Source organism: Cellulomonas sp. PS-H5, assembly GCF_019265565.1.
Classification (GTDB): Bacteria; Actinomycetota; Actinomycetes; order Actinomycetales; family Cellulomonadaceae; genus Cellulomonas.
Genome location: NZ_JAHVCI010000003.1, coordinates 125720 through 141262, shown reverse-complemented (window position 1 = coordinate 141262; position 15543 = coordinate 125720). Strand labels below are relative to the sequence as shown.

The 15543-nt window shown below is 73.0% G+C and carries 13 protein-coding genes and 1 tRNA gene; 7 read left to right on the top strand and 7 right to left on the bottom strand.

Annotation, left to right across the window (positions count from 1 at the left end; genetic code table 11):
* Positions 1-198: 198 nt before the first annotated feature.
* Positions 199-450: a hypothetical protein gene (locus J5O08_RS03035; RefSeq protein WP_218705364.1), complete on the top strand. Its 252-nt coding sequence runs from the start codon at positions 199-201 to the stop codon at positions 448-450.
* Between the two features lie 21 nt (positions 451-471).
* On the opposite strand, the gene J5O08_RS03030 is transcribed toward J5O08_RS03035, so the two are convergent.
* The 3 genes from J5O08_RS03030 to J5O08_RS03020 are packed head-to-tail and all read right to left on the bottom strand — an operon-like array spanning position 472 to position 2001.
* Entirely contained in the window at positions 472-666 is a 195-nt protein-coding gene (locus tag J5O08_RS03030; RefSeq protein WP_217616866.1) for a hypothetical protein, read from the bottom strand.
* A gap of 28 nt (positions 667-694) precedes the next feature.
* Complete coding sequence (locus tag J5O08_RS03025; protein WP_218705363.1) at positions 695-1624, bottom strand: cation diffusion facilitator family transporter; 930 nt, start codon at positions 1622-1624, stop codon at positions 695-697.
* Positions 1621-2001 (bottom strand): helix-turn-helix transcriptional regulator, encoded by a 381-nt coding sequence (locus J5O08_RS03020; protein ID WP_254631187.1) that lies wholly within the window; start codon positions 1999-2001, stop codon positions 1621-1623. Before J5O08_RS03020 ends, J5O08_RS03025 begins: the two co-directional genes overlap by 4 nt.
* A gap of 76 nt (positions 2002-2077) precedes the next feature.
* On the opposite strand from J5O08_RS03020, the gene J5O08_RS03015 reads away from it, so the two are divergent.
* The 3 genes from J5O08_RS03015 (at position 2078) to J5O08_RS03005 (ending at position 6299) form a co-directional block, all read left to right on the top strand.
* Complete coding sequence (locus tag J5O08_RS03015) at positions 2078-2467, top strand: helix-turn-helix transcriptional regulator (RefSeq protein WP_218705362.1); 390 nt, start codon at positions 2078-2080, stop codon at positions 2465-2467.
* Entirely contained in the window at positions 2464-4512 is a 2049-nt protein-coding gene (locus J5O08_RS03010) for a cation-translocating P-type ATPase (protein WP_218705361.1), read from the top strand. The genes J5O08_RS03015 and J5O08_RS03010 overlap by 4 nt, the downstream gene beginning before the upstream one ends.
* A 191-nt stretch (positions 4513-4703) precedes the next feature.
* The gene (locus J5O08_RS03005) at positions 4704-6299 is read left to right on the top strand and encodes a VWA domain-containing protein (RefSeq protein WP_255589178.1); all 1596 of its coding nucleotides are present in this window, start codon (positions 4704-4706) and stop codon (positions 6297-6299) included.
* A gap of 174 nt (positions 6300-6473) precedes the next feature.
* Here J5O08_RS03005 and J5O08_RS03000 read toward each other — a convergent pair whose 3' ends face one another.
* Entirely contained in the window at positions 6474-8993 is a 2520-nt protein-coding gene (locus J5O08_RS03000) for a S8 family peptidase (protein WP_218705359.1), read from the bottom strand.
* 46 nt (positions 8994-9039) lie between these two features.
* Positions 9040-10095, bottom strand: a complete 1056-nt coding sequence (locus tag J5O08_RS02995) for an AAA family ATPase (RefSeq protein ID WP_218705358.1) — start codon at positions 10093-10095, stop codon at positions 9040-9042.
* Positions 10096-11206: 1111 nt separating this feature from the next.
* Between J5O08_RS02995 and J5O08_RS02990 the strand changes: the two genes are divergently transcribed.
* Positions 11207-11279, top strand: a tRNA-Lys gene (locus J5O08_RS02990).
* A 276-nt stretch (positions 11280-11555) separates the two neighbouring features.
* Positions 11556-12872 carry a glycoside hydrolase family 3 N-terminal domain-containing protein gene (locus tag J5O08_RS02985; RefSeq protein WP_218705357.1) on the top strand — a complete coding sequence of 439 codons (1317 nt, stop codon included), beginning with the start codon at positions 11556-11558 and terminating at the stop codon, positions 12870-12872.
* Positions 12873-12914: 42 nt separating this feature from the next.
* Here J5O08_RS02985 and J5O08_RS02980 read toward each other — a convergent pair whose 3' ends face one another.
* On the bottom strand, positions 12915-13499 hold the full coding sequence (locus tag J5O08_RS02980; RefSeq protein ID WP_308281294.1) for a GNAT family protein: 585 nt from the start codon (positions 13497-13499) through the stop codon (positions 12915-12917).
* 139 nt (positions 13500-13638) lie between these two features.
* On the opposite strand from J5O08_RS02980, the gene J5O08_RS02975 reads away from it, so the two are divergent.
* Positions 13639-14274 (top strand): hypothetical protein, encoded by a 636-nt coding sequence (locus J5O08_RS02975; protein WP_218705356.1) that lies wholly within the window; start codon positions 13639-13641, stop codon positions 14272-14274.
* Between the two features lie 4 nt (positions 14275-14278).
* Here J5O08_RS02975 and J5O08_RS02970 read toward each other — a convergent pair whose 3' ends face one another.
* A complete protein-coding gene (locus tag J5O08_RS02970; RefSeq protein WP_218705355.1) occupies positions 14279-15493 on the bottom strand; it encodes a Fic family protein in 1215 nt (404 codons plus the stop codon).
* Positions 15494-15543 lie beyond the last annotated feature (50 nt).

The window sequence follows — 15543 nt, the reverse complement described above, 5'->3', positions numbered from 1 at the left end:
GGGGACGCGGGCGGGGCACGCGGGACGGCGGCGGGGTGGCCGGGGCCACCCGTCAGCGCGACCATACCGGACATATCGGACACGGCACAGGGGTCCGGCGTCCCGGGGTGCGCTCGCCCGCCACGCGCGTAGCGTCGCCGGTGACGCAGGGCCGCGGCGCTCCGCACGCGACCCACCCCCGCGCGAACGGAGACCGCCATGACCACCACCCCGGACCCCCGCGACGAGCCGGTCCGCGCCCCGGCCGAGGCGCCCACCCGGCCGTCGAGCCCCGGGCCCGACCCCGACGACATCAACCAGGACGACCCGCGCCACGAGGCGCACCGCGCCGAGCGCGCGTCCGGCGCGGTCGGGGCCGGGACCGAGGCGGTCCCGGGGACGCCGTCGGGCGCCCCGGGGGCGGCACGGCCGACGAGCCCCGGGCCGGAGCCGGAGGACGTCGACCGCTGAGGGTCGGCGCCGCCGGTCGGGTCAGCGCCGGCGGCGGAAGTACCAGACCCGCGTCGCGAGCGAGCAGACGAACAGCACGAGCACCCCGGCGATCGTCACCGCCGGGGTGCTCGTGACCACCCCGCCCAGGGTGAGTGCACCCCCGAGCACCAGGGTCGCGACGATCCGGATGATCGCGGGGCGGTCGTCGGCCGGCAGGCGGGGTGCGTCGGGCATGGGACGAGCCTCGCACGCCCCGGACGGGTCAGGCGTGCCCGAGGTGCTCGTGCGTGCGGTGCGACGCGGGCTCGATCTGGAACGTCGAGTGCTCGACCGAGATCGGGAAGTGCGTGGCGAGGCAGTCCTGGAGCTGGTCGAGGATCCGCGCGGTGTGCCCGTCGGAGAAGCACTCGTCGTCGACCGTGATGTGCGCCGTGACCACCGGCAGCCCCGTCGCGACCAGCGTCGCGTGCAGGTCGTGCACCGAGCGCACGTGCTCGACGCCGAGCAGGTGGTCCCGCACCGCGTCGAGGTCGAGCCCGGGCGGCGTCGACTCCAGCAGCACGGCGGCGGTCTCGCGCAGCAGCCGGATCGCGCGCGGGACGATCAGCGCGCCGATGAGCAGGCCCGCGACCGCGTCCGCCTGCTGCCAGCCCGTGGTCGCGATGACGACCGCGGCGACGATGACGCCGACCGAGCCGAGCGCGTCGTTCAGCACCTCGAGGAAGGCGGCGCGCAGGTTGAAGTTCGCCTTCCGGCCCCCGGCCAGCACCGCGATCGCCACCAGGTTCGCGACCAGACCGATGACGCCGAACACGATCAGCTCGGTCGAGGGGACGTCGGGCGGCGCGAACAGCCGCCGGACGCCCTCGACCAGCACGTACCCCCCGACGGCCAGCAGCACCGCGGACTGCGCCAGCGCGCCCAGCACCTCGGCCCGCCGGTAGCCCCAGGTCCGCCGGGACGTCGCCGGCTTGAGCGCGAGGTGCGCGGCGACCAGCGCCATCGCCAGGCCCGCGGCGTCGGTGAGCATGTGCGCGGTGTCCACCAGCAGCGCGAGGCTCCCGGTCACCAGCGCGCCGACCGCCTGGGCGACCAGCACCGTCGAGGTCAGGCCGAAGGCGATCGCGAGCCGTCGCCGGTGGTCCGCCGGGGCGACGTCGGCACCGCCGCCGTGCCCGTGGTCGTGGCTCACGCCGGGTCCCCCGCGAGATGCGCGCACGCGTCCGGGCTCGACCCGCCGCGCAGCAGGTCCTCCGCCGCGCCGACGAGCGTCGCGAGGCGGCCGGGGTCTGCGATCGCGTAGATCGAGGACCGGCCGCGCTGCCGCACGGTGACCAGCCCGCAGTCCCGGAGGCAGGCCAGGTGCACGCTGACCGTGCTCTGCGCGAGCCCGAGGTGGTCCGTCAGCTCGCGCACCGAGTGCTCGCCGGTGAACAGGTGGCGCAGCATCGTCAGCCGGGCCGGCTCGCCGAGCGCCCGGAACAGCGCGGCGGTCGGCGCGGTGAGGGCGGCGTCGTCGGCGGAACGGGTCTCGTTCTCGTCATCGACAGCCGGGGATGTCATCGCCATACGACGATGCTAGGTCAGGAACGACCTGCCACGCCACCCCCTCGGTCGATACAGCACGCGCTGTACTGTTCAGCGCATGCTGACCACTGCGCCGCGCCTCGACGTCCTCACCCGGCTCGGCCGCGCGCTGGCCGACCCGAGCCGCGCCCGGATCCTGGCCGCCCTCGCCGTCGGGCCCGCCTACCCGGCCGAGCTGGCCGCGGACCTGGGCATGACGCGGTCGAACGTGTCCAACCACCTCGCGTGCCTGCGCGGCTGCGGGCTGGTCGTAGCCGACGCCGAGGGCCGCCGCACGCGGTACGCCGTCGCCGACCCCCACCTGACCCACGCGCTGACGTCCCTGGTCGACGTGGTCCTCGCCGTCGACGAGGGCGAACCCTGCACCAGCGCGACCTGCGACGTGCCGGGGTGCTGCGCCGCGTGCGAGCCGGACGCGCCCACGACCGCGGCGGAGGTGCGCGCGTGAGCCGCGAGTGCTGCGGGCCCGAGGACGACGCCCCGCGCCCCTCCCTGTCGATCGGGATCCGGCCCGCGGGCAGCCCGCCCCCGGCGGCCGAGCCGGACGACTGCTGCGACCACGACGAACCCGCCGCGCACGACGAGCAGCACGAGGAGCTCGCGCCGTGGTGGCGGGACGCCGCGCTGCGGCTGCCGGCCGCGTCAGGCCTCCTGCTGCTGGTGGGCCACCTCCTGGACCGGTCCGGCGCCGGGACCGTCCCGAGCACGGCCGCGTTCGCGCTCGGGCTCGCCGCCGGGGCGTGGACCTTCGTGCCCGGGGCCCTGCGCCGCCTGGCCCGCCGCCGCCTCGGCGTCGGCCTGCTGATGACCATCGCCGCGGTCGGCGCCGTGCTGCTCGGGCACGTCGCCGAGGCCGCCGCGCTGGCGTTCCTGTTCTCGATCGCGGAGGCGCTCGAGGACCGCGCGATGGACCGCGCGAAGCACGGCCTGCGGGCGCTGCTCGCCCTGATGCCCGAGACGGCCCGGATCTCTCGGATGTCCAGCGAGGTCGTCGTGCCGGCCGCCGACGTCCGCGAGCTCGACGTGCTCGCGGTGCGCCCCGGCGAGCGCGTCGCCACCGACGGCGTCGTGGTGTCCGGGCGCAGCGCCGTGGACACCTCGGCGGTCACCGGCGAGTCCATCCCGGTCGAGGTCGGGCCCGGCGACGCCGTGCCCGCCGGTGCCGTCAACGGCACGGGCGCGCTCGAGGTCGAGGCGACCGCCGACGGCCGGGACAACTCGCTGACGACCATCGTCCGGCTCGTCGAGGAGGCGCACGCCCGCAAGGGCGAGCGCGCCCGGCTCGCCGACCGCATCGCGCGCCCGCTGGTCCCGGCCGTCCTGGTCGCGGCGGCGCTGGTCGCGGTGCTGGGCTCGCTGCTCGGCGACCCCGGCGTCTGGATCGACCGGGCGCTCGTGGTGCTCGTGGCGGCGTCGCCGTGCGCCCTCGCGATCGCCGTGCCCGTGACCGTCATCTCCGCGATCGGGTCGGCGAGCCGGTTCGGCGTCGTCATCACGTCCGGCGAGGCGTTCGAGCAGCTCGGCGCCGTGCGCACGGTCGCGCTCGACAAGACCGGCACACTGACCCGCAACCGTCCCGAGGTCGTCGAGACCCGCACCGTCGACGGCGTCGCCGCCGCCCAGGTCCTGGCCTGGGCCGCGGCGGTCGAGGCCCGGAGCGCCCACCCCCTGGCCGGGGCCGTGCTCGCCGCCGTGCCGTCCGCCGCACCCGCCGCGGACGTCGTCGAGGAGCCGGGGCACGGCGTCACCGGCACGGTCGACGGCGTGCGCGTCGAGGTCGGGTCGACCCGCTGGCTCGACGCCGGCCCCCTGGCCGGAGCCCTCGACGCGATGGAGTCGGCCGGGATGACCACCGTCGTCGTGCGGGCCGACGGGCGCACCGTCGGCGTCGTCGGCATCCGCGACGAGCTCCGCCCCGAGGCCGCCGAGGCCGTCGCGGCCCTGCACGCCGCGGGCCTGCGGACCGTCATGCTCACCGGCGACAACACCCGCACCGCCCGCGCCCTCGCCGCGGCCGCGGGCCTCGCGGACGTCCGCGCCGAGCAGCGCCCGCAGGACAAGGCCGAGGCGGTCACCCGCCTCGGCGCCGGCACCGCCATGGTCGGCGACGGCGTCAACGACGCCCCCGCGCTGGCCGCCGCCGACGTCGGCATCGCGATGGGCGCCACCGGCACGGCCGCCGCCGTCGAGTCCGCCGACGTCGCGTTCACCGGCAACGACCTGCGGCTGCTCCCCCGGGCGCTCGCGCACGCCCGCCGCGGGCGCCGCATCATGACCGGGAACATCGCCCTCGCGCTGCTCATCATCGTCGCCCTGCTCCCGCTCGCGCTGACCGGCGCCCTCGGGCTGGCGGGCGTCGTGCTGGTCCACGAGGTCGCCGAGGTGGTCGTGATCCTCAACGGCGTCCGGGCCGCCCGCGCGCCGCGCACCCCGCCGGCCGAGGACGCGCGGCCGACCCGCGCCGAGGTGGCGCGGGCCGCTGCCGCCGCGTGAGCCCGGCCGGCGTGGCCGGCGTGACGCACCCGTCCCCCGACCGGCCCCCGCGGACGGCTCGGGGGTCGCCCGAACGGGTGGCCGGGGGCGCGCCGTGACCGGACCGGTACGGTCGCGTGACCGTCCCGTGCTGTTCGCGCTGGTCAGCGAGCCGGAAGCATGCCGTCCATCGGACGATGGAGGGGGATCTCATGCGCGATCGGACGTCGACGGAAACTGCCCGCCCCGGATCCGCGCGGCGCTCGAGGCACCGCCTCGTCGCCGCGACCGCCGTGCTCGCGCTGGGGGCGCTCGGCGCGTGCAGCAACGGCGGTGCGAGCGACGCCTCCTACGGGCAGGAGGTCGCGCAGGACGACGCGTACGCGCCCGACCCGTGGCCCTACGCCCCGACCGAGCCTCAGGAGGAGTACGACGACTCCCCGGAGCAGCCGTTCCAGGACGTCGCGACCAGCCCGCTGTCGACGTTCGCCTCGGACGTCGACACCGCCTCGTACAGCAACCTGCGCCGGCAGCTCACGCAGGGCACCCAGCCGCAGGGCGTGCGGATCGAGGAGCTCGTCAACTACTTCGACTACGACTACCCGGCCCCGGCGCCCGACGCCGAGGACCCGTTCACGGTGACGACCCAGGTGGCGGACGCGCCGTGGGACCCGGACCACCAGCTGGCGATGATCGGCGTCCAGGCGACGGACGCCGTCCCGACGAGCCGGGGCAACAACGTCGTCTTCCTGCTCGACGTGTCCGGCTCCATGGACGAGCCGGACAAGCTGCCGCTGCTCGCCCGGTCGTTCGAGCTCCTGGTCGAGCAGCTCGACGAGGACGACACCGTCTCGATCGTGACGTACGCCGGCAGCGACACCGTGCTCGCGGACTCGGTGCCGGGCAGCGAGCGGCGCACGCTCGTGGGGATCCTGCGCGAGCTCAGCGCCGGCGGCTCGACCGGCGGGGCACGAGGCCTGGAGACCGCGTACGAGCTCGCGACGAAGAACTTCGTCGAGGGCGGCAACAACCGCGTGATCCTGGCCACCGACGGCGACTTCAACGTCGGCCCGTCGACGCCCGAGCAGCTCACCGACCTCATCGAGGAGCACGCCCGGACCGGCGTGCACATCTCGGTCCTCGGGTTCGGCATGGGCAACCTCAAGGACAGCACCATGGAGGCCATCGCCGACCACGGGAACGGCAACTACGCGTACATCGACACCCTCGACGAGGCGCGCAAGGTCCTGGTGGACGAGTTCGACTCGACCATGTTCGTCGTCGCCCAGGACCTCAAGCTCCAGGTCGAGCTCAACCCGGCGACCGTCTCGCAGTACCGGCTGCTGGGCTACGACAACCGCCGCCTGGAGGACGAGGACTTCGACGACGACACGAAGGACGCCGGCGACGTCGGCGCCGGGCACTCGGTCACGGCGTTCTACGAGCTGGTGCCGGCCGGGCGCGAGGACGGGAGCGGCGACGACCTCGACTACCAGGACCGCAAGACGCGCGGCTCCGACGACTTCCTCACCGTGCACGTGCGCTACAAGGACCCCGGGGCGACCGAGAGCACCGAGGTCGTCGTCCCCGCCGGCGCGGACGCGTACACCCGCTCCCCCGGCGCGGACTTCCGGTTCGCGTCCGCGGTCGCGGAGTTCGGCCTCGTCGCGTCGGGGTCCGCGTACGCCGACGGTGCCGACCCGGGCCGCGCCCGCGACCGGGCCGCGGAGGCGCTCGGGGAGGACCCGTACGGGCTGCGGTCGGAGTTCGTCGGGCTCATCGAGCGGTACGAGCAGGTCGCGGGCTGAGGGCGCGCCGACGCGGTACCTTCGACGTCGTCGACCGGGGCTGCGGTGCGCAGACCCGGGCGGCACGGGACGCTGCGGGGACCCCACCGGGGAACCCGCGCCTCCCGGGCCTCTGGACGTGAGGCGGTTAACTCGTGCCAGCGGGGTTGCTGGACACGGCGCAGTGCAGTGCTGCTACAGCTCGATCTCAGCCTCGCCTCGAATCTCGGCTGCGCCCTGGACCTCGAGGCGTGCGCGAAGGTCGGCGTACACCGCTCCGTGTTCGACGTCGCGCTCGAGCACAAGACACAGCGCGTAGTCGTCGGTCGCCTCTGGGCTGCGCCAGCGGTTCATGCTCTGCACGGCGACGACGAACTGCTCGCCTCCTTCGGGCTTCAGCCGGGTGGATCGCCCGAGCGTTGCGAAGATATGCGCACCGCGGCTGCGGTACATCGGCGACGGCTGCAGCTTGAGCTGAAACTTGCTGAGGGGCGCGGGGCCTTCGGACTGCACGTCATCCGGTGCCTGATCCGGGTCCAGCGACTCAACCGCAGGGGCGGGGGCCTGTCGCTCGGCGAAGTACGCGTCCGCCACTTCGTCGACTGTGACGCCTCGGTACACGTGGACCTGCATGCGCGAGCCCAGGTAGTCGAGACGCGTAGGGCGAGTGTCAGGATCGAACGCCAAGGTCGCGGTGATCCGAAGGGAGCCGCCCGAGGCGAAGAAGCTCGTCGGCACGGGGACGACGTACAGATGCACGTTGTTGACTTGGAGACGCTCCTCGGCGATGAGGACGGCCCGGTGGTCGGTTGAGTGCGCTGCCCGACGCGCGTCTGGACGCCCGTAGCCGCTCAGTCGACGCTCGCGCTCAGCGTTGGCCGCGACCTCCGGCACCAGGTAATGCTCGAGCGGCCGGATCGACGCCAGGACGAGTGCGCGGATCGCTCGGCCGCTCAGCGTCGGGTTTGCTGCCATCGCGGTGGCGGCGACGTGCGCGACAAGCGGCGCCGCGTAGCTGGTGCCGACGTCGTGCGCCAAGAGCTTGGAAGGGTCCGTGCCGTTCGCGCCGATCACACTGGTCCCCGGCGATGTGCGGGGTGATCGATCGGTGTGCGTGTACACCAGGTGGCCGCCGGGCATCACAGCTTCAGGCTTCACCATGTTCGCCGCGCCGGGTCCCCTGCGGGTGACCGGAGACGGTACGTCGGGCCTACCGAAAGGCACCTGGTCAATCTGGGTCCGTGCTGGGCGCACGCCCTGCCCGTCGTCGCCGCCCAAGGCTCCAACCGTCAGGGCCAAGGCGCTCGTCGCAGGATCGAGTAGTCCGGCACCCTCGAACTCGAGGACTCGCTCCGTAAAGTCCCGCCCTTCCAGGTCTCCGTCGTAGCTGTCCAGGCTCATGTTGCCCGCGCTGATCACGACCACAACGCCACGGCGACGGATGAAGTCATCGACCGTAGCCGCGAGCGGCGTCGGACGGGAGGGCGTGTATGGCCTCCTCGAATCGCCGATCGAGAGGTTGATGATCTTCGCGCCCTCGTCGGCGGCTGCCTCCAGCGCCCACATCAGATCGTTCTCCCAGAGCTCCTCCGTGGGAAAAGCCCCATGGTCGTCCAGAACTCTGACGCTTAGGAGCCGACCAGCGGGAGCGATGGGTTCTCTCCAGTGTTCGAGCAGCGTTTCAAGACTGCCATAGAGCGCGAGGCTCGCTACGAACGTGCCGTGTCCGTCGCCATCACGTCCCGGCTCGAGTCCGTTCGCCGCGAGCGCGTCGGCGAATGCAGGGGCAAGCAGTGGGTGCGAGGACCGCACCCCGCTGTCGACGACCGCGATGAGGGGCGCATCGGGCGCAGGCGCGAGCACTGGAGGTAGCCGGTCAGCTCCCCACATCGTGGCCTCGAGCTGGGTGATCAGCGGACGCGGGATCAGGTCGATGCGGCGGACGTCCGGGAGGCCGACCAAGGTGCCGGCGAGCGCCGCGGTCACGTCCACCCGGATCAGGGATAGCCCACTGCGATGCCGAACCGTGCTGTCCAGCACCACTCCGCCGCCGCGCTGGACGGCGTTGATCGTCCGCTCGTGTCGGGACCTCGCCTCGGACTCCTCCTCAGGACACCAGCACTGCAGGTCGAGAGTGACGACGTCCGTGAGACCTGCGGCCTCGATCGCTACGGCGGCAGCGGGGCTGAGAATCTCGTCAGGGCCGAGTGCGCGGATGTGCTCGATGCGGTCGAACAGCGCCTGGTTCGGCGCTGTTCGTTCCGCTGGATCCGTGGCTGAGGTTGCCTCCGTGAGCTCCTCGTCGGTGTTCGGATCGGCTGGCCGCGGGCCGGTCTGGTACTTGTCCAGCCGCTCAACCAGCGCAGAAAGCTCTGGGTCGTTCGAGGAAGTGACCACTACACGGTCGGCGAACCAGTCGAGCACCGTCAGGCCTGCAGCGTTCAAGCTCTTCAGTTCCGGTGGCGTGGCCCCCGAGAAGGTGAGGACCGCGACGTTCTCCGGTTCAACACCGAGCACGTTTGCCCGCTTCGCGTGGATCGCTCGCAGTTGCGTGATGTCCTTGCGGAGCGCCCGAGCGTGCGCAGGTTGGTCCGGGAAGTGCACCTCGCGCGTGCCCCCACCGGGTCGCATGACCCGGGGCCCCGAGACCACCTGCCGATGCAGACGCAGATGAACGTGCTGGCCGTCCGGCACATCGAGCATCCCCTGGGTCACGCAAGTGAACGTACGCCCAGGTGGCCACCACTCAGCGCCAAACGCGCTATGACATCACTGCACCAGCCGGGTGGTTCTCGCCCTCAGCGGCGCGAACAGCCGACTTGCGTGCGTTCAACCGGAGGATCGCCGCCTCGAGGTGCGCGTCTGAGACCTGCGACCGCTCGTCGAGTATCGAGTGACGCAGCGCGTCCATGCAGATGAGCTCCACCTCCGCGGCGGATGACCCCTGAAGGCGCTCCGACCACGCTTCCAGGTCCAGCGTCCCGGCCCAGTCGCTCAGTCGCAGTCGAAGCAAGGTGTGAATCGTGTCCCGTCCCGGGTGGGTCAGTCGGATGACCTCATCGAATCGCCGCCACACGGCCGAATCGAGCATCTGCGGGTGGTTGCTGGTTGCAACCACGAGCGATTCCCCGCGCACGTCCTCCAACACTTGGAGGACAGTAGCGACGACGCGTCTCAACTCGCCGTGGTCTCCCGGGAGCGCCCGTTCGGATGCGAGCGCGTCGAACTCGTCTAGGACCAGGACGCACGGTGTCGTCTCAGCAAACCTTACAACCGACTCGATGTTGCGAGCAGTTTCTCCGAGGTAGGACGACGTGAGCGCCGCGAGATTCGCCGACGCCACCGGAAGGCTCAACTGGGCCGCGATGGCGTGCGCGGCGGCAGTCTTACCAGTACCCGACGGGCCGACGAGAAGTACTCGCTGCCGCGGACGCATCGCGTGAGTCACCAACAGGCTGCGCCGCTCGTTCTCTGCTACGAGGTCTCGGAGCTCCGCCGCTGCGTCTGCGGAGTATGCGAGATCGGCGAACGTCCAGCGCGCCTTCGTCAGGCTGAGGAGCGGTCTCTCGTCTCGCCCCTTGGGCACGGGTCGCATCGATAGCGGCTCACGGGCGCCGGGACGACGCGGATCGCTCAACGCATCTTCAAGCTCCCCCGCGAGTAGCCGGTGCCCCTTCGTTCGCTCCTCGTCGATGATGGACCGGGCTGCTGCCAGGAAGGATGAGTCGCTACCCGCCGCCCACGAGGTGAACAGAGCCCTGAGTAGAGCGCTCCGCGCCACGTCCCCACTCCCCTTCTGGCCGACGAGCGTCGGCATCAACCGTTGCGGTCAGCGTACGGCTATCGAGCTTCGCGTTCGCCCGCCACGGGCTCCTCCGGACCACTTCAGGGTCAGACCAGACCGGCTGAAGCGTCCCACCGTGGTCCGACATCGCGCGCCCCGAGCAAGCAGTAGGTGGTGTGACCTGAGCGCCTTAGATCGCCGATGCGCCGCTTGCGTCGTCGACCGGCTACGCCGCCCCGCATGCGACGCCCGCCTGAGTCGTTCGAACCAACCTGAACGAGTCCGTGCTCAGCACGAAGATCCGGACCGCGATCACGGTCCGCCCTGGAAGATCTCGGCTTCGCACGGCACGACCTGGCCGCGAGTCAGCTGCGGCCCACACCGCGCCCCTCATGTCCGGTCGTGAGCACGCCGACCCTCCAGCCGTCGACCCGCACCTCGGGCGTCTGCGAACCGGCAGATGCGCCCCGCTCAACTTGCGCCGCGTGCAGCGTGGCCCACACCGGCCCGAGCCATGTCCCGATCGCGTCCTGGTGTTTGCTCTCCCTTGTGACCGCGCATTCCGCTCCGGCTCGAGCAGCATCGCCGCGGCCGGCGGCGCGCTGAGCGCGAGAGCAGGCTCTGGTGATGCCAACCGCTGCGCCACCAGGAAGTCACTGCGGGCGTTCCGCCGCGGAACACTCGCGATTGACAGGCGCCACGGCGCCCTTCCCATGGAGCGGCGGCGCATCCAAGAGGCACCGCTGCTTCAGCTTCCGAACTCGCGGCGGCAGCGGGACGGTCGGTGCTGCTGATGTCCCGCGGGTGCCAAGGCGTGGCGGGCGAGGCGTGCAACCGAGCCACGATCGCCCGCGTGGCCGGGCGGCAGCGCATCACCCCGGCCGGCGACTGGAACAGCGACCTCGAGGTCATGGCGTTGCCGCGTCGCTAGCTTTCGAACCGTCACGACCGCAACGCGCGCCTCGTCATGCCGCAGATCCCTTACCCCGATCTCCATGGTCGGTGGTCCTCACCACCGCCGCGGGTCGGACGACGCCGTGGGGAGGCGGTACCTTCGACTTCGTAGGTTTGGGGCGACGTCACGCCGCCCCGGCCGACACGGGAGTTGTCCCGGGGACTCCTCCGATGAATCCCCTCACCTCCTGGGCCTCTAGCTCAACTGGCAGAGCAGCGGACTTTTAATCCGCGGGTTGTGGGTTCGATCCCCACGGGGCCCACCTCAACGGCAACCCAGCGCCGGTCCGAAACCGAGGACCAGCCAGTGAGGTGAGGCTGGCAAGCCAAATCAGCGGGTGTCGACGTCGTGCGAGATGTCAGCATGCGCTGACACCAGACGCGATGTCACCGTATGGAGACACCCGTGCTCCCTGTAACACTCGTGGGCGGGCAAGCGTGGCAGCTGAGCCGCCGAAAGCCGTCTCCCGACCCGGGGGGGCACCATCTGCGGGGTCGTGGGTGAGATCCCCACGGGCCCACCCACGTAGCCTGCCGTGGTGAGCCTCCCGACGACCCCCGGCCCGTCCGACCGGTCGCCGCAGCACGCCCGGCACGCTCGGCGGTCCCGTCGGGGGTCTGCGGTCCTGCTCACCGCGCTGGTCGCCGCGGCGGCGACCGCCGTGCCCCTCGCCTGGGCGACGGAGGGCGACCCGACAGGCCCCGCGCCCGCGGTCACCGAGGCCGCCGACCGCGCCGAAGCGCCGACGTCGGAACCGCCCGCCCCGACTCCCACGTGCACCCCCCAACCCCTGGAGGCCCGCGCCGCCGCGGTGCTCGTCGTCGGGCTGCCCGGCGTGACGCGCGCGGACGACGCGCTCGCGCAGCAGGTCGTCGGGCTCGGCGTCGGCGGTGTGTTCCTGGCGGGCGGGAACGCCCGGAGCGCCGAGCAGGTGTCGGCGCTCACCACCGGTCTGCGCGCCGCGGCGGGCCGGCCGCTGCTGGTGTCCACCGACGAGGAGTCCGGCCGCGTGGCGCACATGCGCCAGGTCGTCGGCGCAGGTCCGTCGCCGCGGCGCATGGCCCGGGAGGAGTCGCCCGACGAGGTCCGCGCCCGGGCGGCGAAGACCGGCCGGGTGTTGGCCGGCGTCGGCGTGGACCTGGACCTCGCGCCGGTGCTCGACCTGGACGACGGCCCAGCGACGGGCGTGATCGGCGACCGGTCCTTCAGCGCCGACCCCCAGGCGGCGGCCACCTACGGGCTCGCCTACGCGAACGGGCTCGACGACGCGGGCGTGACATCGGCGGTCAAGCACTTCCCGGGGCACGGGCGGTCGGCGGTCGACTCGCACCGCGAGTCGTCGCTGGTCGAGGCGGGCCTCGACGAGCTCGCGACGACCGACCTGGCGCCGTTCCAGGCGGCCGTCGACGCCGGAGCGCCCGTCGTCATGCTCAACCACCTGCAGTACGCGGCGCTCGACCCGGATCTGCCCGCATCGCTCAGCCCGCGCGCCTACGCCCTGCTGCGCGACATGGGCTTCGAAGGGGTCGCGATGACGGACTCGGTCGGGATGGGCGCCGTCAACCTCCGCTGGGACTTCCCCGACGCCGCCGTGCAGGCGGTGTCCGCCGGAGCCGACGCGGTCCTCGCGACCGACGGCAACCACGCCACCCGGATGCGCGACGGCCTCGTGGCCGCGGTCCGCTCCGGGCAGCTGCCCGAGGCCCGGCTTTCGGAGGCTGCGGCGCGCGTCACCGCGCTGGCGGGCGGCGACCCCGTGGCGATGTCGTGCCTCGACGTGGAGCTGCCGCGGCTGGCCGCGGGCGCCGGAGCCGGCGCGATCGCCGGGGCGGAGACGGCCAGCCCGGCGTCGTGACGCCGGGCTGCCGAAGCCGGCACGCGTGCCGTGGCGCCGCGCTCAGCGCGGCGGCGCGGCGGCCGCCCACTCCTCGCGCAGCAGCGCGTACGCGTACGAGTCGAGCCACCGCCCGTCCCGGTGCAGCGAGTCCGCCCGGTACACCCCCTCGCGCCGCATCCCGACCCGCTCCATGAGCCGCCAGGACGGCGCGTTGTCCGCGAAGCACAGCGCGGTGAGCCGCCGCAGGCGGAGGTCGGTGAAGCAGACGTCGAGCAGCCGGCGGACCGCCTCGGTCGCGAGGCCCCGGCCCTGCGCGGCGGGGTCGAACGCCCAGCCGACCTCCGCCTGGGTGCCCTTCGCCTGCTCGGCGACCTCCGTCTGACCCCAGCCGTCCTCGATGCGGACCATGAGGTCGCCGACCACGGCGCCGTCCCGCTCGACGACGAGGGTCGGGCCGAGGCGATCGGGCTCGACGAACCGCGCCGCGAACGCCTGCTCGTCGTCCGGCAGCGCGGTCATCCACCGGGCGACCTCGGGGAGCCGGCGGTAGGCCCAGACCGCCGACGCGTCCTCCGCCGTCGCGGGGCGGAGCAGGAGGTGCTCGGTGGTGATCGGCCAGGGGGCGTCCAGGTACGGGGCGGTCACACGGGCAGGCTAGCCGCGCCCGACAGCCTGTGGACCCCCGCGGACAGGTTGTGCCGGACGACCGCCGCCGGGCCCCCCGGTCGGCTTACCTGTTCTCGGCCCCGGGACGGACCGGGCGCGCCGAGCCAGGAGGACTCCCATGTTCAGCCGCACCCGCCGCGCCTGGCGGCGCTTCGCCGAGGCACGTCCCGCCGTCGCGGAGTTCGCCCTGTTCACCGGCATCAGCATGGCCATGACGGTCCTGCAGCTCGCGCTCATGCCCGTGCTCAAGTGGGTGTTCGGCCTGACCCCCCTGGTCGACACCGCGTTCCAGGTGCTCGGGGTCAACACCAACGCCGACGGCAGCACCTTCTTCATCTTCGACTACGCCGCGGGTGCGCTGCCCGAGGGCGGCGGCGGGCTCGCCTACTTCCTGGCCGTGCAGATCACGCTGGCGATCGCGCAGATCATCAACTTCTTCCTGCAGCGCAACGTGACGTTCAAGTCGGACACCAACGTCTGGCGGGCGGCCGCCTGGTACGCGTTCGCGTACGTCGTCATCACCTTCGCCGCCGCGTGGCTGCAGGGCTTCTACAAGGCGCCGATCTACCGCTGGATGATCGACCGCTGGGGCAGCACCGGCGAGGCGGGCGCCGACGTCGTCACCATGATCATCAACGCGCTGATCTCGTTCGTGGTGTTCTTCCCGATCCTCAAGATCATCTTCCGCAAGGTCCCGGCGGACCCGGCGGCGCCCGCGACCGCCCCGGCGCGGGCGGGCGCGGGAGCGCGCTGACCGCTCACCCGCCTCGGAGCCGGTCCACCATCAGGTCGGCCTCGTCCAGCACCTCGCCGGCCGCCCAGGTCATGTCGCGGCGGGACTCGGTGATCGGACGCAGCACGTCCTCCTCGACCAGCCTCTCGACGGCCGCGTAGGCCCGGGCGGACGAGACCCCGGTCAGGCGCATCACGTCGGACGCGTCCACCACCGGACGGCTGACGAGCAGCGGCAGCAGGGTGGCGACCGCCGACCCGGCGCGCGGGCGTACGCGAGCCTGCCACTCGCCGGGGAGCGCCAGGAGCCGCTGCGCGGACACCTCGGCTGCCGCGACCGCCCGCGACGCCGCGTCGGCCAGGTACGCGGCGAACGGCTCGACGTCGCCGTCGCGGTAGCCGTTCACCAGCGCGAAGTAGTGCTCGCGGTCGGCGACGATGGCGGAGGCCACCGGGACGGCCATCTCCCGTGTCGCGCCGCGGAACCGCCACACCGCGTTGATGAGGGAGCGGCCGAGACGCCCGTTGCCGTCGGTGAACGGGTGGATCGACTCGAACTGCGCGTGCACGACCGCCGCCTGCACGACCGGGTCGAGGTCGGTCCGGCTGGCGAACCGGATGAGGTCGTCCATCAGCTCCGGGACACGAGCGGGTGCGGGCGGCACGTGCACCGCGCCTCGCGGCGAGCGGTTCGAACCGCCGATCCAGTTCTGCACCGTCCGGAGCCGGCCCGCGTCCCACTTCTCGTGCGGGTCGTCCGCCATGAGCGGCCGGTGCGCGGCCAGCACGTCGTCCAGCACGATCCCGCCGCCTGCGCGTTCCACGAGGAGCGCGAGCCCGTCGATGGCCCCCTTCACGGTCCGCGCGGTGCGCGGTGCACGGATGCCGTACTGCGCGCGCGCCAGCTGGTCGACCGTCGTGAGCTCCTCCTCGATCTGCGAGGAGGCGATGGCCTCCGTGCGGAGCAGGAACGGCTCCAGCGCCGCGACCTGGTCCGCGTGGGCGCGCTCGAGGACCCCGATCGCGACCTGGGCGCGGCGCGCGGCCTCCAGGAGCGTGCGCGACGGCCGGAGGTCGACATCGGCGATCAGCGGGGGGATCGATGCCCGGTACTCGTCGATCTCCGTCCGCCGCGAGGACCGCGACGTCCACGGCAGGACCTCGGACCCGTGCGGCGGCACGCGGGCGCCGGCCGGGTCGTTCGACGCGGCCGGCGGCGCGTGCTGCGCACCCTGGGTCATCGGGCTCCTGAGCGAGAAGAGAGGCGGCACTATTCTCGCTTATCGCGGTA